Source organism: Zhouia amylolytica (genome assembly GCF_900116365.1).
GTDB classification, from domain to species: domain Bacteria; phylum Bacteroidota; class Bacteroidia; order Flavobacteriales; family Flavobacteriaceae; genus Zhouia; species Zhouia amylolytica.
Genome location: NZ_FPAG01000013.1, coordinates 21580 through 42610, shown reverse-complemented (window position 1 = coordinate 42610; position 21031 = coordinate 21580). Strand labels below are relative to the sequence as shown.

The 21031-nt window shown below is 37.4% G+C and carries 15 protein-coding genes and 2 tRNA genes; 12 read left to right on the top strand and 5 right to left on the bottom strand.

Features of this window, described 5'->3' with window-relative positions; translation table 11 throughout:
- Positions 1 to 84 precede the first annotated feature (84 nt).
- On the bottom strand, positions 85 to 543 hold the full coding sequence (locus BM361_RS16720) for a GNAT family N-acetyltransferase (RefSeq protein ID WP_074980277.1): 459 nt from the start codon (positions 541 to 543) through the stop codon (positions 85 to 87).
- Between the two features lie 157 nt (positions 544 to 700).
- Positions 701 to 1558, bottom strand: a complete 858-nt coding sequence (locus BM361_RS16715; protein WP_175496602.1) for a winged helix-turn-helix domain-containing protein — start codon at positions 1556 to 1558, stop codon at positions 701 to 703.
- A 124-nt stretch (positions 1559 to 1682) separates the two neighbouring features.
- Here BM361_RS16715 and BM361_RS16710 point away from each other — a divergent pair, with 124 nt between their 5' ends.
- From BM361_RS16710 to BM361_RS16700, 3 genes are all read left to right on the top strand, one after another.
- Positions 1683 to 2345 carry a YceI family protein gene (locus BM361_RS16710; protein ID WP_074980274.1) on the top strand — a complete coding sequence of 221 codons (663 nt, stop codon included), beginning with the start codon at positions 1683 to 1685 and terminating at the stop codon, positions 2343 to 2345.
- Positions 2346 to 2388: 43 nt separating this feature from the next.
- Complete coding sequence (locus tag BM361_RS16705) at positions 2389 to 3435, top strand: ligand-binding sensor domain-containing protein (protein WP_083425995.1); 1047 nt, start codon at positions 2389 to 2391, stop codon at positions 3433 to 3435.
- A gap of 152 nt (positions 3436 to 3587) precedes the next feature.
- On the top strand, positions 3588 to 5219 hold the full coding sequence (locus tag BM361_RS16700) for an ABC-F family ATP-binding cassette domain-containing protein (protein ID WP_038260515.1): 1632 nt from the start codon (positions 3588 to 3590) through the stop codon (positions 5217 to 5219).
- Between the two features lie 126 nt (positions 5220 to 5345).
- Here BM361_RS16700 and BM361_RS16695 read toward each other — a convergent pair whose 3' ends face one another.
- From BM361_RS16695 to BM361_RS16685, 3 genes are all read right to left on the bottom strand, one after another.
- Positions 5346 to 6803 carry a glutamate synthase subunit beta gene (locus BM361_RS16695; protein ID WP_074980271.1) on the bottom strand — a complete coding sequence of 486 codons (1458 nt, stop codon included), beginning with the start codon at positions 6801 to 6803 and terminating at the stop codon, positions 5346 to 5348.
- Between the two features lie 2 nt (positions 6804 to 6805).
- Entirely contained in the window at positions 6806 to 11323 is a 4518-nt protein-coding gene (gene gltB, locus BM361_RS16690; protein ID WP_074980269.1) for a glutamate synthase large subunit, read from the bottom strand.
- A 352-nt stretch (positions 11324 to 11675) separates the two neighbouring features.
- Positions 11676 to 12818, bottom strand: a complete 1143-nt coding sequence (locus BM361_RS16685; protein ID WP_074980267.1) for an acyl-CoA dehydrogenase — start codon at positions 12816 to 12818, stop codon at positions 11676 to 11678.
- Between the two features lie 270 nt (positions 12819 to 13088).
- On the opposite strand from BM361_RS16685, the gene BM361_RS16680 reads away from it, so the two are divergent.
- The 9 genes from BM361_RS16680 (at position 13089) to BM361_RS16640 (ending at position 20562) form a co-directional block, all read left to right on the top strand.
- The gene (locus BM361_RS16680; RefSeq protein ID WP_074980266.1) at positions 13089 to 14315 is read left to right on the top strand and encodes a Glu/Leu/Phe/Val dehydrogenase dimerization domain-containing protein; all 1227 of its coding nucleotides are present in this window, start codon (positions 13089 to 13091) and stop codon (positions 14313 to 14315) included.
- Between the two features lie 17 nt (positions 14316 to 14332).
- Positions 14333 to 15727: a sodium:proton antiporter NhaD gene (gene nhaD / locus BM361_RS16675; protein WP_038260523.1), complete on the top strand. Its 1395-nt coding sequence runs from the start codon at positions 14333 to 14335 to the stop codon at positions 15725 to 15727.
- Between the two features lie 42 nt (positions 15728 to 15769).
- Positions 15770 to 16459, top strand: coding sequence for a MotA/TolQ/ExbB proton channel family protein (locus tag BM361_RS16670; protein WP_074980264.1), 690 nt, complete (start codon positions 15770 to 15772; stop codon positions 16457 to 16459).
- Position 16460: 1 nt separating this feature from the next.
- Positions 16461 to 16847 (top strand): ExbD/TolR family protein, encoded by a 387-nt coding sequence (locus BM361_RS16665; protein ID WP_038260526.1) that lies wholly within the window; start codon positions 16461 to 16463, stop codon positions 16845 to 16847.
- Positions 16847 to 17671, top strand: a complete 825-nt coding sequence (locus BM361_RS16660) for an energy transducer TonB (RefSeq protein WP_074980263.1) — start codon at positions 16847 to 16849, stop codon at positions 17669 to 17671. The genes BM361_RS16665 and BM361_RS16660 overlap by 1 nt, the downstream gene beginning before the upstream one ends.
- Positions 17672 to 17678: 7 nt before the next feature.
- The gene (locus BM361_RS16655; RefSeq protein ID WP_074980291.1) at positions 17679 to 18890 is read left to right on the top strand and encodes a bifunctional folylpolyglutamate synthase/dihydrofolate synthase; all 1212 of its coding nucleotides are present in this window, start codon (positions 17679 to 17681) and stop codon (positions 18888 to 18890) included.
- 69 nt (positions 18891 to 18959) lie between these two features.
- Positions 18960 to 19034 (top strand) — tRNA-Val (locus BM361_RS16650).
- A 25-nt stretch (positions 19035 to 19059) separates the two neighbouring features.
- A tRNA-Val gene (locus BM361_RS16645) sits at positions 19060 to 19134 on the top strand.
- Positions 19135 to 19305: 171 nt separating this feature from the next.
- Complete coding sequence (locus BM361_RS16640) at positions 19306 to 20562, top strand: helix-turn-helix domain-containing protein (protein WP_175496601.1); 1257 nt, start codon at positions 19306 to 19308, stop codon at positions 20560 to 20562.
- Positions 20563 to 21031 lie beyond the last annotated feature (469 nt).

The window sequence follows — 21031 nt, the reverse complement described above, 5'->3', positions numbered from 1 at the left end:
TAAATCACTCACATTGATCCGGTCTAGATTATAATTCTTAAGATTCTGAATTCAGAAAATGTTTCTTGATGCTCGTAAATTGATTTATAGTTCCAATCGCATTTCCACCAGATTAGGCTTAAAGCCAGCTTTAGTATAGGCATTTTTTGCAAGTACGTTTTTGTCGTAAACCTCTAAACGTATTTCAGTAAGCTCTTTAGTTTTAGCCCAATCAATGAGGCTGTTAACAATCTGCCTGTTAATGCCCTTTCCTCTGAATTCAGGCTTTACATACATAAATCCCAGATAGGCATATTCTTTAAACTTCCGAAATGGTTCAGCAGTTAAAATTTTAGCATATCCTGACCCTACAATTTCATTGTCAACAACCGCTACCAACACTTCAGCTTTTGGTGATCGGATAAGTGCTGATAAATCATAGTAGTTAACTTCGCCTTCTTTTAATGTGTTGTCAAAAGGACGTTCAGCTTCTACTATGCCTTGTTCAAAGGTTAGTAGGATTTCAATATCTGATTCCTGTGCTTTACGAATCTCTATGGCCATTCTTAAAATACTTTTGTGCGAATTTAAAATTATTTTTTAAAGAATAAGTGTGTATGATTTTAGTAATTAACCTTATGGGCTATAGAATGCATTTGACTCATGAGATTGATGTCAAAATAACTATATACTTAAAGGCTAATCTAAAATATAGAATGTTTTAAACACTTTTTAGTTCTAGTTTATACCCAATACCATGTACATTTACGATCTTAATATTGGTATCGTCTTTTAGTTTTTTACGTAATTTAGAAATATAAGTGTCTAAACTCCTGCCCACAATCACTCCGTTATCTTCCCATATTTTTTTGGTTAATTCCTCACGAGTAATAATATTATTAGCATTGGTAACTAAAATTAATAGTAATTCACATTCTTTTTTGGATAACGATATTTCATCCGATTGCTTCACGAGTTTATGTTGTTTGGGGTAAAATGAAAAATGACCAATATTCATTATTTCATGATCTTCGATCGATTTCGCAGGATAGTTCTTTTTTTTGAAAGAATAAAAGATCATGCTGGTTAAAATACCTCCAAGGAATATGAACAAAACCCATATCCATTGGTTAGGGGAGGTGTTGGAAACTAAGAATTCAACCGTTATCAAATAACATGCTCCTGGAAGGTTACGACCTTTACACGGAATGATATCCATGTCTTTGGTTTCCTGAACTTGATAGCTATACGCTATTTCCTCATCACTACAGGGGATGACTTCAACGATATATTGTGCTGGTAACGAAGCTTTATTGAAATAATATGATATAATGCTTGTTAAGCTATCAGGTACAATGGTTATCTCTTTTTCAAAAGATAATTGGTATTTCGAAGTACTTATTTGTTCAATAGGTAACACCAGGGAGGTGGAGTCATTTTGAGCCAATAGTAAATGATGCCCAACCGCTCTGAGGGCTACCTTCACTTTTTCCGGGGCTATTTCGTGCTTGTTATTACTGCATGATACCAAGAGCAACACTACCACGAGCCAGGTAGTAACTTGATTTTTAATTTTCATAGGCATGGTAAAGAACATCAATTTTATATCTTTTTACAAGGCTTTGTACTTCTTTTACACTTTTTTGACACTTTCAGGATGGGTTCCCTATAGCTTTGATGAATAATCTTAAAAAACAAGAACCATGCAAAAAGCAATTATCTTATCGAGTATTATGGTGTTAGCCCTTATTCTTAATGGTTGTGCCCAAAAAAACAAAGATGAAAAACCGAACGATTTAACTGCTAATAACGAATTAAAAAGCGAGCAGAAGGCTGCTGATAATTTAAATGGCGATATGGCTATTAATCTGGAGCGAAGTGTTATAAGCTGGAAAGGATCTATGCTATTTAATTTCGGAGAACACTACGGAACCTTACTGCTTAAGCAGGGTGAAATTACTTTTGCTGACAATAAAATTGTTGGTGGGAATTTTACAGCCGATATGAATACAATTTGGAATACCGATGGTGATTACAACAAAAACCTGATTGATCATTTAAAGAATGAAGATTTTTTTGAAGTCAGTAAGTTTCCTGAATCTTCTTTAGAAATTACCGGGATAGAATATGTTGATGAAACCCGAATGAAACTTGATGCCAATTTAACAATAAAGAACATCAAAAGACCTATAGAAATTTTTAAAGCGGATTATGATCGGGAAGCGCATACACTAACTGCAAAATTCAAAATAGATCGTTCAGAATGGGGTATTAATTATAATGCAAAAGGTGTCGCCAAAGTAAAGAATCATGCTATTTCCGATGCTATAGCCATAGAAGCTACTATTTATCTTGATACGAAATAAATACTAAAGCAATAGTAATACATTCTAAAAACCAAATACAGACATGAGATATATTTTAATAGTGTTATTATCAATTTGGTCGGTTTCTCGTATTGCTGAAAACCAAAAGGAGAATATACTAGAAATAGCAAGTTTAATTGGGCAAAACAATGCATCGCAGATTGGACAATATGTAGTTGAAATATATCAGGATTCTAAAGGAAACCTGTGGTTCGGAACCTTAGAAAAAGGTGTTGCCAAATATGATGGAAGTGAATTGATTTATCTCACTACCAAAGATGGATTACCGAGTAACAGAGTTGTGAGTGTTGTAGAGGATAGGTCAGGGAATCTATGGTTTGGTACAGGTTCAGGGCTATCAAAATTCGATGGGATGTCATTTAGCAATTATTCGGTAACCGAAGGACTTTGTAATAATATGATCAGTAATTTGTTTATAGACAGCAAGGAAGATTTTTGGATAGGAACCTGGGGTGGCGTCTGTAAATTCGATGGAGTAGTATTCGAGAAGTTTATTATTCCGAATCCAAGTGTCGACACTCGACTTAATATGGATACAAAAGACTGGGTAACAATAATTATGGAAGATTCCGACGGAAGTATTTGGTTTGGGAGGGATGGATATGGAGCTGTTAAATACGACGGAAGCTCTTTTATTCATTATACCATTAAAGATGGTTTGAATTCTAATAATGTACAGGCAATTGCAGAAGATCATGAAGGAAATATCTGGATAGGAACGAGAGTGGCAGAAAAAGACAATGCTGATGCCAGTAAAAGATTTGGTAAAGGTGGTTTGAACAAATACAATGGAGAGAAGTTTATTCAGTTTCCAAATATTGATGGTTTGAGTAAAAATGATGTATATACTATCTATAAGGACAACTCTGGCAATTTATGGGTTAGTACTTTAGGTGACGGAATTTATAAATATGAGAATAAAGAATTTAAGAATTATCCCTTGTCGAAGCCTACTATGAATATGCTGGAAGATAAGGATGGACGTTTATGGTTTGGTTGTTCGGGCGGATTATATCGTTTGGATTCAAGAGATATCATAAATGTAACAACAACCGGGCCCTGGAATTAAGAACAATAAATGAAACCATGGGCTAAGAATGGAATAAATTATCTTAGTGAAGACATATAAAGTTTGTGACAAATCACTGATTATTAATTTGTCATGAAATCGGTAACAATATCGCTTCAAAACTCTACTTTTGCAGGCTTAAAATTATTGTTATGATTTCAATTAACGGTCTTACTGTTGAGTTTAGTGCAAGAACCTTGTTTAAGGATGTGAACTTTGTTATTAACCCAAATGACAAGATTGCATTAATGGGAAAAAATGGTGCGGGAAAGTCAACTATGATGAAAATTATAGCAGGCGAAAAGCAACCAAATAAAGGAAGTATACAATGTGCTCCTGAAACGGTAATAGCGTATCTGCCGCAGCATTTACTAACAGAAGATAATTGTACCGTTTTTGAGGAGACCTCTAAAGCCTTTGGTCATATATTCGAAATGAAGCGGGAGATGGAAGCGCTTAATAAACAGTTGGAAACTCGAACAGATTATGAGTCTGATGAGTATATGAAAATCATTGAAAGGGTAAGTGAGCTTGGAGAAAAATTTTATTCAATAGAAGACACGAATTACGATGCCGAGGTCGAAAAGGCTTTGCTGGGATTAGGGTTTAAGCGTTCAGATTTTTCGCGTAATACTTCCGAGTTTAGTGGTGGATGGCGTATGCGAATAGAATTAGCAAAAATACTGTTGAAGAAACCCGACCTTGTACTTTTGGATGAGCCGACCAACCATATAGATATTGAATCAGTTATTTGGTTAGAGGACTTCTTAAAGAATAAGGCCAAAGCAGTTATCGTGATCTCACACGATAAAACCTTTATCGATAACATAACCAATAGAACCATAGAAGTAACTATGGGGCGTATTTACGATTATAAAGCTAATTATTCACATTACTTGACGCTTCGCGAAGAGAGAAGAGCTCAACAATTAAAAGAATACAATGAACAGCAGAAGCTAATTAAGGAGACTAAACGGTTTATAGAGCAGTTTAAAGGAACCTATTCAAAAACGAATCAGGTAAGCTCCCGACAAAGAATGCTTGAAAAAATGGAAATCGTAGAAATAGATGAGATCGATACTTCTGCCATGCATTTGCGTTTTCCACCATCGGAGCGTTCAGGTGATTTTCCTGTCACGGTTAAAGATTTAAGTAAATCGTATGGGGATCATACAGTTTTTCAGGAGGCCAATATGGCTATAGCCAGAGGTGAGAAGGTTTCTTTTGTAGGTAGAAATGGAGAAGGTAAATCTACGATGATCAAGATTATCATGGGAGAAATAGGTTTTGACGGACATGCACAATTGGGGCACAATGCCAAAGTAGGATATTTTGCTCAGAACCAGGCATCTTTGTTGGATAATGACCTAACTGTTTTTGAGACGGTAGACAGTGTTGCTGAAGGGGAAATCAGGAAAGAGATAAAAAATATCCTGGGTGCATTCATGTTTTCGGGTGATGCGATTGATAAAAAGGTACAATACTTGTCAGGAGGTGAAAAAACCAGGTTGGCAATGGTGAAATTACTATTGGAGCCAGTGAATGTGTTAATCCTCGATGAGCCGACAAACCACCTTGATCTCAAGTCAAAAGATGTGCTTAAAGAAGCATTGCTAAAGTTTGACGGAACCCTTATTCTGGTATCGCACGATAGAGCATTTTTGGAAGGACTTTCGCAAAAGGTGTTTGAATTTAAAGACCAGCGTGTGATTGAACATTTTGAAACTATCGATGAGTTTTTGGAAAGGAACCGGGTTGAGCAGTTAAAACATCTTGATTTGTAATTGTGCCTATTATGAGATGGCTTCGTTAGATAGTGTTGATGATTTGATCTCAATGTTAAAGCAAAAAACCCCACAATATGACTAGTATTGTGGGGTTTAAAATATATAGTGGTTGGTTAATGGATTCTAAACTGTAGGTAAATCTCCTTTTTCTTTTGTTGGAAGATCTGATGAGCCTGTTAAATAGACGTCTACCTGTCTGGCAGCCTCTCTTCCTTCAGAAATAGCCCAAACGATTAACGATTGACCTCTACGCATATCCCCGGCAGTAAAAACATTAGGAACATTTGTTTGGTAATTGTTGCCTTTTATGTTGCTTCTCGCATCAGTATCTAAACCTAATTGCTCCGGTAATGTTTTTTCCGGTCCTGTAAAACCAAGTGCTAATAAAGCAAGGTCGCATGGCCATTCTTTTTCAGAGCCTTCAACCTCTTTCAACTCTGGACGTTGACCTGGAGTGTGGACCCATTCTACCTCAACAGTTTTTAAGGCTTTTAAATTTCCTTTATCGTCCTTAATAAATTCCTTGGTTAAAATGCTCCAGTTACGATTACATCCTTCTTCGTGTGATGAACTGGTTTTAAGGGTGAATGGCCAATAAGGCCATGGGTTGTCTGAAGTTCTGCTATCCTCAGGACGAGGCATGATTTCAAAGTTGGTTACTGATTTAGCCCCGTGTCTGTTGGAAGTTCCTACGCAGTCAGATCCTGTGTCCCCACCTCCAATAACAATAACATGCTTGTCTTTGGCGTGTAAAGGCTCTGTTGTTTCATTAAGTCCATCAACAACCTCGTTATTTCTCTTTAAGAATTCCATGGCCTGAACAACTCCATTTGCATCGCTTCCTTCAATTGGTAAACCTCTCCTTTGTGTGGCTCCACCACAAAGTACTACAGCATCGAATGATTTCAGTTCCTCAACATCGTAATTCTTTCCAACGTGTACATTGGTTTTAAATTCGATGCCCTCTTCTTTCATAATGTCGAGTCTTCTGTCAATAACAGATTTCTCCAACTTAAAATCAGGAATTCCATAGCGTAGTAATCCACCGATCTTGGCATCTCTTTCAAAAACCGTTACGGTATGACCTGCTCTGTTTAACTGCTGTGCAGTAGCTAAACCTGCGGGGCCAGAACCCACTACAGCTACTTTCTTACCCGTACGGTTTGTCGGAGGTTGTGGCTTAATCCATCCTTCTTTAAATCCTCTTTCAACAATATATTTTTCAATTAACTCTATCGAAACAGATGGTTTTATGATGCCTAATACACATGCCGATTCACAAGGTGCCGGACAAAGTCTTCCGGTAAACTCAGGAAAGTTGTTTGTAGAATGCAGGATGTGCAATGCTTTTTCCCAATTGTTCTTATATACTGCGTCGTTAAAATCCGGTATTAAATTACCCAATGGACAACCACTGTGGCAAAAAGGAATACCGCAATCCATACAACGAGCTCCTTGTTTTTCTAATTCTTCCTGAGGAAGTTCCTGTGTAAATTCTTTATAGTTTTCTACACGTTCTTCAACAGCAAGGTTGCTTTCGTATCCTTTATCAAATTCTAAAAATCCTCTTAGTTTTCCCATGATTATGCTGTTGTTAATTCTTGTTCTTCTTTTTGTTTAGCAAGCATTTCCAATGCTTTTTTGTATTCAGTAGGCATTACTTTTACAAAGTTTTTCTGTTCCTGATCCCAATTATCAAGGATAGACTTTGCAATCGGACTGCCAGTGTACTTCAAATGGTTGCTGATTAAATCTTTCAATTCTTCGATATTCTCCGTCGAAGGTTCTTCAATTTCAACCATTTCCATATTAAAGTTTCTGGAGTCAAGCGAGTTGTCTTTGTTATAGATATAGGCGATACCTCCGCTCATACCTGCAGCAAAGTTTCTGCCTATTTTACCAAGAATCACTGCAATACCTCCAGTCATATATTCACAACCATGGTCTCCAATTCCCTCCACGACAGCTTTTGCTCCGGAGTTTCTAACCAGGAATCTTTCTCCTGCAATACCATTAATATAAGCTTCACCATTAATAGCACCATACATAGCAACATTACCGATAATGATGTTCTTGTGTGGTTCGAAAGTCGCCTCCTCAGGAACTTTAACAATAAGTTTTCCACCTGATAATCCTTTACCCAGGTAATCGTTGGTGTTACCGGTTACAACCATTGTTAAACCTTTAGTAGCAAAAGCTCCGAAACTTTGACCAGCTGCACCTTTAAAGTTTAACGTGAGTGTGTCTTCAGGCAATCCGTTAGCACCATGTGTTTTAGTAATTTCATTACTTAAAATGGCCCCCGTGGTTCTGTTGATGTTCGTAATTGGAAAGTCTAATGACATTTTTTCCTTACGATAAATCGCTGGATGCGCCTGACTGATTATATCAAAATCTAACACATTATCGAGTTGATGATCTTGCTTCGTTGTGTTGTAAAGCTTTGTTGTTGGATCAACTTGCGGTTTGTATAGTATGTTAGAAAGGTCTATTCCTTGTGCTTTATAATGTTCAATGGCAGTATTCATGTCAAGTTTTTGACTCTGACCAACCATTTCTTCAATAGTTCTGAAGCCTAGAGAAGCCATTATTTCTCTTAATTCCTGGGCAATAAAGTACATGTAGTTAATTACATGCTCAGGTGTCCCTTTAAAATTCTTTCTTAATTCAGGGTCCTGAGTAGCAATACCTACAGGACAAGTGTTAAGGTGGCAAGCACGCATCATAATACATCCGGAAGCAACAAGCGGAGCCGTAGCAAAACCAAATTCTTCAGCACCTAATAAAGCAGCGATTGCTACATCACGTCCTGTTTTTAATTGACCATCACATTCAACTACAATTCGATTTCTTAGATCGTTTAATACTAATGTTTGTTGTGCTTCAGCAATACCTAGTTCCCAAGGAAGTCCCGCGTGCCTAAGAGAGGTCAAAGGCGATGCACCAGTACCTCCATCATATCCTGATATTAAAACAACATCGGCCTTCGCTTTTGCCACACCGGCAGCAATTGTACCTACGCCTACCTTAGAAACTAACTTAACGTTAACTCTGGCTTCTCTGTTTGCATTTTTTAAATCAAAGATCAGTTGAGCTAAATCTTCTATCGAATAGATGTCGTGGTGCGGAGGAGGAGAAATTAATCCAACGTAAGGAGTCGAGTTTCTCGTTTTGGCAATTTCCGGATTTACTTTTGGTCCTGGTAATTGACCACCTTCTCCTGGTTTAGCACCTTGAGCCATTTTAATTTGTATCTCTCTGGCATTCGATAGGTAATCTATAGAAACACCAAACCTACCCGATGCAACCTGCTTTATTGCACTGTTTCTCCAGTTTCCATTAAGGTCTTTTTGGAAGCGTCCAGGATCTTCTCCACCTTCTCCAGAATTACTCTTACCGCCAATTCTGTTCATGGCTATAGCCAGGTTCTCATGAGCTTCACGACTAATAGATCCAAACGACATGGCGCCTGTTTTAAATCGCTTAACAATATCCGTCCAAGGTTCTACCTCGTCAATAGATATAGGATTCAGGTCTTTGAATTTGAACATCCCTCTCAAGGTCATCAAACGTTCACTTTGTTCATTTATAAGGGAAGCGTATTCTTTATAAGTGTCATATCTGTTCTGTCTTACTGACTGCTGTAATTTAGCAACTGAAGCAGGGTTGAACATATGGCGTTCTCCATTTCTTCTCCAACGATAATCACCACCGATTTCAAGATCCATCTCGGCACCAATCTGACTGTTTGAGAATGCTTTTTGGAAGCGCTTTTGTATTTCTTTTTCTATTTCATATAAACCAATACCTTCTATACGTGTAGAGGTGTTACAAAAATATTTGTTGACGAACTTTTCATTAAGACCTAAGGCTTCAAATATTTGGGAACCTCGATAAGAATGTAAAGTGGAGATTCCGATTTTGTTCATTATTTTAATGATCCCCTTACCGATGGCTTTATTAAAATTTTGAATCGCAACCGGAGCTTCAATTCCATTAATTTCACCTTCATCAACAAGGTTCGCTATAATTTCATTAACCATGTACGGGTTAATTGCACTAGCTCCATAGCCAAACAAGGTAGCGAAATGATGAGGTTCACGTGGCTCAGCAGATTCAACGATTATCCCCATAGAAGAACGCTTTTTATGCTTCTTCAATCCGTGGTGTACAAAAGAACATGCTAACAGCGAAGGTATTGGAGCCATAGTTTCAGAAACACCTCTGTCCGAAAGAATAATGATGTTAAATCCTTCATCAATAGCAGTAGATATTTCTTTGATAATATCTTCTAGTCTGGATTCCAGTCCGTTAAGTCCTTTAGCTGCTTCATAAAGAATGGAAATAGACTTGGTTTTAAAGTCTGGATGCTCAATGTATTTTATTTTGTCTAAATCCTCATTTGAAATAACAGGGTTTTGTATGCGTAGTTTTTTCGCTTGTTCAGGAATAACATCAAATATATTTTTATCTGCTCCGATCGATAAACTGATGTCAGTAACTATTTCCTCACGAATTCCATCCAAAGGCGGATTGGTAACTTGCGCGAATAATTGCTTGAAATAGTTAAATAACAATTGTGGCTTATCTGATAAAACCGCAAGAGGAGTGTCGGTACCCATTGACCCAATAGCCTCCTTAGCTCCGATAGCCATTGGACTAATAATTGTTTTGATATCTTCCTGTGTATATCCGAATAATTTTTCGCGGGTGATAGGATCAACAGCCTCTACAGGAGTCTTGTTTCCAGTATAGGCAATCTTTGCCAATGGAAGTAAGTTTTCGTCAACCCATTGTCTGTAAGGTCGTTTAGAAACAATAGTCTCTTTAACCTCCTCGTCTTCAATGATACGTCCTTCATTCATGTCAACCAAAAACATTTTACCAGGCTCTAATCTACCGTGGTATTCAATATTGTCTGGCTCAACATCTACAACACCCGTCTCAGACGACATAATAACATATCCATCTTTTGTTACAGAATAACGAGAGGGACGAAGACCATTCCTGTCCAATAATGCACCGATATAATTACCGTCAGTAAAAGGGATTGAAGCAGGACCGTCCCATGGCTCCATTATACACGCATTATATTCGTAGAAAGCTTTTTTGTTATCCGGCATAGATTGATGTCTTTCCCAGGCTTCAGGGACAAGCATCATCATGGCTTCTGGTAGAGATCTTCCTGTCTGCAACAATAACTCCAACACCATGTCCATAGAAGCAGAATCTGATTTACCGTCAAGAACCACCGGAGGAATATGTTTTAAATCCTCGCCGAACAATTTGCTGGCAAAAAGTTCTTCACGAGCCTTCATTCTACTCAAGTTTCCAGTAAGGGTGTTGATCTCTCCATTGTGACACATATATCGGAATGGCTGAGCCAAATCCCATGTTGGGAAGGTGTTTGTTGAAAATCGTTGATGCACCAATGCTAACTTTGTAACTACGTCCGGGTCTAATAGATCCAGATAATAACCACTGATGTCTTGAGGCATAAGAAGACCTTTGTATATGATGGTCGTGGTGGAAAGACTGGCGAAATAATAGAAATCGGCTTCAGCAATACCGGAATCATATATTTCGTGCTCAGAAATTTTTCTGGCGGCATATATTTTAGCATTAAATTCCTGCTCACTTAGATCCTGATTATTTTTTCCAATAAAAACTTGCTTAACAGTAGGTTCGCTATTGGCAGCAATCTCGCCTAAAACTTCTTTGTTAACAGGTACATCCCTCCAGCCTATAATGTTTAGGCCTTGTTTTTCGATATTGCTGTTGAATGAATTTATACAAAGTTGAGTTTGATTATCAGATTTCGGCAGGAAAACCATTCCTACAGCGTAATCTTTTTGTTTCGGGAGCTCGAAGCTACATACTTTTTTAAAGTATTCATGGGGGATTTCAATTAAAATACCAGCACCATCACCCGTTTTTCCGTCTGCACTAACTGCACCTCTATGTTCTAACCTAACAAGAATATCTAGAGCTTTATGGATAATGTCGTTGGTACGAACACCCTTAAGGTTACATATAAATCCTGCTCCACAGTTATCTCGTTCAAATTTCGGTGAGTAAAGTCCTTGTTGTTTTGGTGTCATAATCGTTGAATTATTTTCACAAATTTACCCAAACCTCTGCGAATAATTCTTGTAATCACCTGATAAACAACATAAAATTTAACGATTGTTAAATTTGTTCTAAGAAAATGTAAAATTAATATTTTGAAGGGGGTGAGATTATTAAAATAGGAATTTAAACTTTATATTTTTTTAAACCCCTATTTTTTTGAGGGGAGGTAGGCCTTTATTGTTGAAGTTTGCGGTTATCCCCCTGAATAATTCATTAATTCGCGCATAAAAACACGGTTTTGACTACGGCACCCCCTGTTTGGAGTCTTGTTTAAGTCAAAAAGAGGGCGAAAACCCTCTTTTATTAGTTGTGAATTACCTCTTAATCTTTTAAAATAGATCTTGAAATTACAATTTTTTGAATTTCCGAAGTTCCTTCGTAAATCTGGGTAATTTTGGCATCCCTCATTAATCTTTCAACATGGTACTCTTTTACGAATCCATATCCTCCATGAATTTGTACAGCCTCAACAGTAACGTCCATAGCTACCTTAGAAGCGTAGACTTTTGCTGCCGCACTAGAGAGGTCATAATTATCACCATTGTCTTTGTCTCTGGCTGCCTTCATAATGAGGAGTCTTGCTGCTTCAATCTCAGTATACATGTCGGCTAATTTAAAAGCTATTGCCTGATGATTGCAAATTTCAGTACCAAAAGCTTTGCGTTCCTTTGAGTATTTTTTTGCGAGCTCATATGCGCCTGAAGCAATACCAAGAGCTTGCGAAGCAATTCCTATTCTGCCGCCAGATAATGTTTTCATGGCAAATTTAAAACCAAACCCATCTTCTCCAATCCTGTTTTCTTTAGGGACTTTAACGTCTGTAAACATTAAGGAGTGCGTGTCACTTCCGCGAATACCTAACTTATTCTCTTTAAGCCCTACCTCAAAACCGGGCATTCCTTTTTCAACAATTAATGCGTTAATACCGTGATGTCCTTTTTCAGGATAGGTTTGTGCAATAACTAAATATACATCGGCAGTACCACCGTTAGTAATCCAGTTCTTGGTTCCGTTTAATATGTAATGATCCCCTTGGTCAATAGCTGTAGTTCTTTGAGAAGTGGCATCACTACCAGCTTCAGGTTCCGATAAACAGAACGCGCCAATAATTTCACCTGAAGCAAGCCTTGGCAGGTATTTTTGTTTTTGTTCTTCGGTCCCATATTTTTCCAGACCCCAACAAACTAACGAGTTGTTTACGCTCATGACTACAGAGGCTGAAGCGTCAATTTTGGATATTTCTTCCATAGCTAGTACGTAAGAAACAGTGTCTAGACCGCTTCCGCCATATTCAGGCGCTACCATCATTCCCATAAAACCAAGCTCGCCCATTTTTTTTACTTGTTCAGTAGGGAACTCTTGTTTTTCATCTCTCTCAATTACCCCAGGCAATAATTCAGTTTGAGCAAAGTCTCTTGCTGCCTGCTGTATCATTAAATGTTCTTCAGATAGTTTAAAATCCATGTTGTTTTTAGTGTTTTTGTATAAAAAGTGTTCAAATATAATCTTTAATTGCGATATTATCAATTGGAGCACGTGTTTAGTGATAAATCAATAATTTATGGAGTGCATCACAGTTATTAAAACTTTAACCGAAAAGATTTAATATGTATTAGTTGTCCTATTAACATAGGAAAGTTAAGGAGTTTTTTATATTTGTTGCTATTAAATTTTGAGCGATTGTATTCATCCTCTATTATTTAACACTCACTAAGAACTAAGAACACACACTGAATGAAAGAATTATTAAAACAATACGAAGAAAAAGAACCGGAAATAGTTTTTCATTGGAATGACCCTGAAACCGAGGCAGAGGGCTGGACGGTAATAAACTCACTAAGAGGTGGAGCTGCTGGAGGAGGAACTAGAATGCGAGTAGGGTTGGATATGAATGAAGTTACCTCGTTGGCGAAAACCATGGAGGTGAAGTTTACCGTTTCCGGGCCGGCAATTGGAGGGGCAAAGTCAGGGATTAATTTCAACCCAAAGGATCCAAGAAAAAAAGGAGTGCTGGAGCGCTGGTATAAAGCTGTGTCACCTCTTTTAAAAAGTTACTATGGGACCGGAGGTGATTTGAATGTGGATGAGATTCACGAAGTAATTCCAATAACCGAAGATTGTGGTGTATGGCATCCGCAGGAAGGTGTTTTTAATGGGCACTTTAAGCCAACTGAGGCTGATAAGATTAATAGAATTGGGCAATTAAGGCAAGGGGTGATCAAGGTGATTGAAAGTGAAAACTATTCGCCTGATGTGTCAAGAAAGTATACTGTTGCTGATATGATAACCGGTTACGGTGTTGCAGTTTCTGCTAAACATTATTATGATATTTACGGGGGTACCATAAATGGAAAAAAGGCCATAGTTCAAGGGTTTGGTAATGTTGGTGCCGCTGCCGCATATTATCTGGCTGAAATGGGTGCCAAAGTTGTTGCTATAGTCGATGTTGTTGGAGGTGTGATGAAGGAAGAAGGTTTTAGTTTTGAGGAGATTAAATCATTTTATCTCGATAAAAAAGGAAATAACCTTAGTGCTGATAATTTAATTCCTTTTGAAGAAATGAATGAAAAAGTGTGGGATATACCTGCTGAGATTTTTGCGCCTTGTGCAGCTTCCAGATTAATTACAAGGGCACAAATCGATAGCATGATAAATAAAGGCTTAGAAGTAGTTTCATGTGGGGCGAATGTTCCTTTTGCTGACAAAGAGATATTTTTTGGACCAATTATGGAATTTACTGATAAGCAAATTAGCCTTATTCCTGATTTTATTTCAAATTGTGGAATGGCAAGAGTGTTTGCTTACTTTATGGAAAGAAGAGTAGAAATGACTGATGAGGCCATTTTTGAAGATACTTCCAATACCATTAAAAAAGCATTGTTAAATACATTTAAACAAAGTGCTGCTAAAACAAATATTAGTAGTACAGCATTTGAAATTGCGTTAAAACAATTAGTATAATTTTTTAAAATTTATTCATGGAAACCATTATTCTTATAGTATTTGTATTAGGGTATCTAGCCATTACGTTAGAGCATAGTCTGAAAGTAGATAAGTTGGTGCCTGCCCTTGCAATGATGGCGGTGTTGTGGGCATTAGTAGCTTTGAATATTGATGTTTTTCCTTCCTGGTATGATTCTGCTAAGCAATCTATAATGGAGAACTTTTCATTATTAGAACATCAGGAGAAAGTTCATATTCTGGAAGAGACACTCTTGCATCATTTGGGTAAGACAGCAGAGATATTAGTGTTCCTTTTAGGTGCGATGACCATTGTTGAGATAATCGATTATTTCGATGGGTTTTCTACCATCAAAGGGTATATAAAGACAAGAAGTAAAAGAAAGTTGTTGTGGATTATAACTGCATTAGGATTCATTCTTTCTGCCATTATTGATAATTTAACTGCGACGATAGTACTGATCACTATTTTACAAAAAGTAATTAAAGATAAAGAGCTGCGATTATGGTTTGCAGGTTTAATTGTGATTGCTGCGAACGCGGGTGGAGCTTGGTCTCCAATTGGCGATGTGACCACTACGATGCTTTGGATCGCAAAAAAGGTAAGTGTGTTGCAGTTGGTTGAGCATGTGTTCATACCATCGTTACTTTGTTACATTGTGCCTACCTTTATTGCATCGAGAATGAAGGTTTTTCAAGGTTCAATCGAGTTTGAAGATGAGGAGCCTTCTGGTTCTAAGCATGCGGCGATTATGTTTTATCTGGGTCTTGGGGCAATTGTTTTTGTTCCGATTTTTAAAACAGTTACGCACTTACCACCTTATGTTGGTATGATGTTATCTTTAGCAGTAGTAGCTACATTAGCTGAAATATACAGCAATAAGAAATTCAGTCTAACTGAAATGGGGGGAGAAAGTGAAGCTCATTCTCACCATAGCCCTGTACACAAGGCTCTTGGTAGAATTGAAATGCCAAGTATCTTGTTCTTCCTCGGAATTTTATTAGCTGTTGCTGCATTAGAGTCTTTAGGAATGTTATTCCATTTTGCAAGTTCTATGAATGAGACAATGCCTAAATTAGGCACAGAAATGCATTCAACGCATTTGTCTGATATAGTTGTAATGCTTCTGGGAGCAGGTTCTGCGGTTATTGATAACGTACCACTGGTTGCGGCCAGTATAGGAATGTTCCAAATTCCTATGGATGAGCCGGCATGGCACTTTATTGCGTATTCAGCAGGTACAGGAGGAAGTATGTTAATCATTGGTTCTGCTGCAGGAGTGGTGGCCATGGGAATGGAAAAAATCAACTTTTTCTGGTATCTTAAGAAAATAGGTTGGTTGGCAGCTGTTGGATTTTTATCAGGAGGAGTAGGATTTATTCTTTTGAGGAATTTGTTGCTAAATGCATAATTTTTAACCCCAATAATCGTTATATCAAAAATCAAATAACCTATGCTATTATTTCAAGAAGCTGCACAAGAAGTTGCAGAGGAAGTGATCTCTGAAGAGAAAACACTTTCGGTAGTTGACCTTATCATGAATGGCGGAGTTGCCAGTATTTTAATTATTGCAGTACTTTTTGTGCTGCTCGCGGTTGCCCTTTATATTTATTTTGAGAGAATACTTGCTATTAAGGCTGCCTCTAAGGTGGACAAAAATTTTATGAACCAGATACGAGATCACGTATCTAATGGTAAATTAGAAGCTGCCAGATTACTTTGTGCACAAACTGATTCTCCGGTGGCCAGACTTACTGAAAAGGGTATAGCTCGTGTAGGGAAGCCATTGGAAGATATTAATAAGGCCATTGAAAATGCGGGAACTTTAGAGGTTTATAAGCTCGAAAAAAATGTGAGTATATTGGCTACCGTGGCAGGTGCAGCGCCAATGATTGGTTTCCTGGGAACTGTGATTGGTATGATTTTAGCTTTCCATCAAATGGCAACAAGTGGAGGCCAGGCTGAAATGGGATTATTAGCCAGTGGAATATATACGGCGATGACTACCACAGTTGCGGGATTGGTTGTGGGGATTATTGCTTATATTGGATATAACCATTTAGTGGTTAGAACAGATAAAGTGGTTCATAATATGGAGGCAAATGCCGTAGATTTCTTAGATCTTTTAAACGAACCGATTTAAGATGAAACTGAAGGGAAGAAATAAAATATCGCCGGAGTTTAGCATGAGCTCAATGACAGATATTGTTTTTCTGTTATTGGTGTTCTTTATGCTAACATCCAATGCGCCAAATGCCTTAGATCTTTTGTTGCCAAAGGCGAAAGGTAAATCGACAAATACTCAAAATGTTGCTGTGAGTATAAACAGAAATCTTGAGTTCTTTGTTGATAGTGAAAAAGTAAATCCTGAATTTTTAGAAACGGAATTAAAAAGAAAGCTTAAAAACGTCGATAAACCAACGATTATTCTAAGAGCCGAAGAAAGTGTTCCTATAGAAAATGCTGTAAATGTAATGGATATAGCAAATAGAAATAGTTATAAAGTAATACTTGCCGTAAGGCCTCAATAATGTCATTAATAGATACCAAACATAAAAGAAAGTCATTAGCAATAACCACTACTTTGTTGATAGGGTTATTGCTTTTGATGTTCTATGTGGGTCTATCGTATTTGGATCCTCCGATCGAAAATGGTATTACAGTAAATTTTGGCGTTACCGATTATGGTTCTGGTAATAATCAACCTGTAGAGCGCGTTAAAACGGCGCCTCAGCCTAAACAGGAAATGCCGCGAGAAGTTGAACCTGTAAAAGCGGAGGAGCAGGTGGAAGATGTGATTACCAGTGAACAGGAAGATGTTCCGGTGATTCCTCCAAAAAAATCGACTCCAAAAGATACTCCAAAAGAAGAGCCTAAAAAAGAAGAAGTCAAGGAGGTTGTCCAGGAACCTAAAAAGCCATCCAAAACTACAACGGATGCTTTGTCAAGTATTATAAATGGTCCTGAAAACGACGGGAAAGCTTCTGGAAGTGAAGGTGATGATAAAGTTGCAGGAGATAAAGGTCAGCCTGATGGAAATCCATACGCCAGTAGTTATTTTGGTGGTGGTGCAGGAAATGGTGTAGGTTATGGGTTAAATGGTAGATCTCTTGTTTCGCGTAAAAAATTCGTGCAGGATTGTAATGAGTCCGGAGTGGTTGTTGTTCAGATAGAAGTAGATAGGACTGGAAAAGTGGTTAGAGCAACCCCAGGAGTCAAAGGAACTACTAATAATGCACCATGCCTCTTAGAGCCTGCTAAACGCACTGCAATGTCTCACCGCTGGAATTTAGATGAAGATGCACCATCTCGTCAGATTGGTTTTGTGGTTGTTAATTTTAGATTGGGCGAATAATTCATTTATGACATATCAAGAAACTCTGAATTGGATGTTCAGCCAGCTTCCTATGTATCAAAAGCAGGGAAAATTGGCTTTTAAAGCAAAATTAGATAACATAAAGGCGCTTGCTAAGCATTTAGGATCTCCTGAGAAGCGTTTTAAGAGTATTCATGTGGCTGGGACGAACGGAAAGGGGTCTACTAGTCATATGTTGGCATCGGTGTTCCAGGAGGCCGGCTATAAGGTTGGTTTGTATACTTCGCCCCATTTAAAAGATTTTAGAGAGCGCATTAAGATCAATGGTTTGCCTATTTCTGAACAGGAAGTAGTTGAGTTTATTACTGAGCATAAACTATTCTTTGAAAATCATGATTGCTCTTTTTTTGAAATGACCGTTGGTATGGCCTATGATTTTTTTGCAGCTAACCAAGTAGATATTGCTATCATAGAAGTTGGGCTGGGAGGCAGGTTAGATTCTACGAATATTATTACTCCTGAGGTTTCTGTGATTACTAATATCGGATTAGATCATACCGATATGTTGGGGGATACGCTGGAGCAAATTGCTTATGAGAAAGCAGGGATTATAAAACCTGGTGTTCCGGTTGTTATTAGTGAATATCATCAGGATACCTACCCTGTTTTTAAACAGGTGGCAGAAACGCTTGGATCTGATCTTTACTTAGGATCAGAATTGCTTAATTCCTATGAGTCAGACTTACGGGGGCATTATCAGAAACGAAATATAAAAGGAGTCGTCACCGCAATCCATTTATTAAAAAGTAAATTTAAAATTAGCGAATCTGATATTGTTACCGGACTGTCAAAGGTTGTTTTAAATACAGGTTTGCTTGGTAGATGGCAACAACTACAGCAAAGTCCGCTTGTAATTGCCGATACGGCACATAATAAGGAGGGGCTCTCTATGGTGTTACAGCAATTAATTAAGATGCCATGTGAGAAGTTGCATATTGTTTTGGGTGTCGTAAAGGATAAGAATTTGCAAGAGATTTTGTCGGTTTTTCCACGGAATGCAGAATATTACTTTTGTCAACCAGAAATTTCTCGTGCCCTTGGTGTTGAAGTTCTAAAAAATGAAGCAGCAAAGTTTTTATTAAATGGAAGTTCTTATGTTTCTGTTAGTGAGGCCTATATGGCCGCAAAGAAAAATGCTGGTCCCGGGGATTGCATTTACATAGGGGGGAGCACTTTTGTGGTTGCTGAAATAATCTAGAAAAAAATGCTGGATTTTTTTGTGTGAGTCAAAAACAATTGTATTTTTGCATCCGCAATAAAGAAGTGAGGGCTCTTAGCTCAGTTGGTTCAGAGCACCTGCCTTACAAGCAGGGGGTCGCTGGTTCGAATCCAGCAGGGCCCACAATTATTGTCTTAATGTTTTTATCGGGCTCTTAGCTCAGTTGGTTCAGAGCACCTGCCTTACAAGCAGGGGGTCGCTGGTTCGAATCCAGCAGGGCCCACAAGAAGGAGATGTTTTTTCATCTCCTTTTTTTATGGTGTTAACTCAGGTTAATTAACTAAAATTTAAGGAATATCACCAAGTTAGTTTTTGTTTTACTTGTTACTTTTGAATTCTTTTTTATTAAATAATTGTGGTTAATTTTTGTTAGGTTTAAATGCTGATAAATTTTTTGAGTTATATTAATTCGTTTTCTTCAGCGCACGAAATTGTTGGAGGTGTTGAAGATAGGTTTCATATACATAACTTGTTCTTTAATACTCTTTTCTTATTGGCAGGTATTTCCGGAATTGTGCTTGGCATTAACCTTATTATGAAATCAAAGCGGAATTTAGCAATTTCATACCTTTCTGTATTTGTACTAGCCATTTCCCTTGCTATTTTGGAGTTGGTTTTGTATTGGTCCGAAGATTGGAGTTACGATCCCGTGGTTCCTTTATATAGGCTGTTCTTTTTTTTATGGGCCCCATCTATATATCTTTTTTTGAAGGTAAAGTTAAGTTCGGAGGTTTTAAAAATAACAGCAAAAGAATTGCTGGGTCATTATTTCGCTTTCTTCATATGCTTTTTTGGTATTTGGTACCTCTCCTTTACCGCGAATAATGATATTAATTCTGGAAATTTAATTTTCCTTGTGTTTGACTTCATTGCGAATAGTGTCTGGTTTAAGGTGCTTTTCTTACTGCTGTATTTTGTCGGGATGTATAAGCTTTATGTTAAGGCTAATAGTAGTCTCTCAAGGTATCATAAGAAATATATTATTGCTTTATTTGTGTATTATATGCACTTAATCGGACTTTTGTTAGTGAGGGCTGTGCTTAATGATGAGGTTTGGTTTGTTTATATTGCCAGTTATATTTTCGCTATTCTGTTCTCTGTATTTATATTGTTTACGGCCTTAGTGATATTTTTTGACGAAAGAGTCCTGGTTAAGAGTTTTATATCAAAGAAGGAAGAAGAGTCTTTGGAAGATTCGGGCCTTGAGAGCGAGAAGGGTATGGAGCTTGAAACGGATGCCACTGACTATTCTCATTCTGTTCAAAAATATAAGAATAGTGGGTTGACAGAAAGTATGGTGGCTCAGTATAAGAATGATTTATTAAGGCTTCTTGAAGTTGATAAGGTTTATTTGGAAAATGATATTACATTGGATAAGCTTGCCGAATTACTCGATACTGATCGCTATAGTGCATCGCAGGTCATTAATCAGGAGTTTGATAAGAGTTTCTATGAGCTTTTGAATGATTATAGGGTGCAAGAGGTTAAAATCCTATTAAATAGCTCTAATCATTTAAATGAAAGTGTTATTCAAATAGCATACAGCGTCGGTTTTAGTAATAGAGTATCTTTCAACAAAGCTTTCAAGAAAAGAACAGGGATGACACCTACTGAGTATATTAATGGTGTCAAGAGAGGTTTTAATTCTTAAATTTTCTGTAAACTTCATACCGAAGTGTCAATTCTTGTCGGGATTGTGTTATTTTCTATCGGAGTTAATTTATGTCAAGACGTTATGTCGTTAATTTGCCTTAATAAAGGCTGGGAGTAGTGTTATCTACTAAACTTTGTTAAGTATTTTATTTGAATTAGTCCTCTTTATAAAATATCGAACCTGGCCTTTTTTTCTTTTAGATACTCCATTTTACAGAGCTATTGTGATAATTTTTCTTTTTAAAAACTTGAGTTAATCATCTTCCTGCCTAACTCAGGTTGAGTATATTTTTTACTTTTTGTAAGCTTTAATTCTTAGCAAAGCCCGACTGTCTTAATAAACCTATAAGTTTTTATTGATTTAATCGTCTATATGCGGATTTTTTAATAAATAATGCGTTTAGTTGTGTTATTAAGGGTCTAATGTGTTAAAACCCCTGTTTGGTCTAGGTGTTAACATAGGTCGG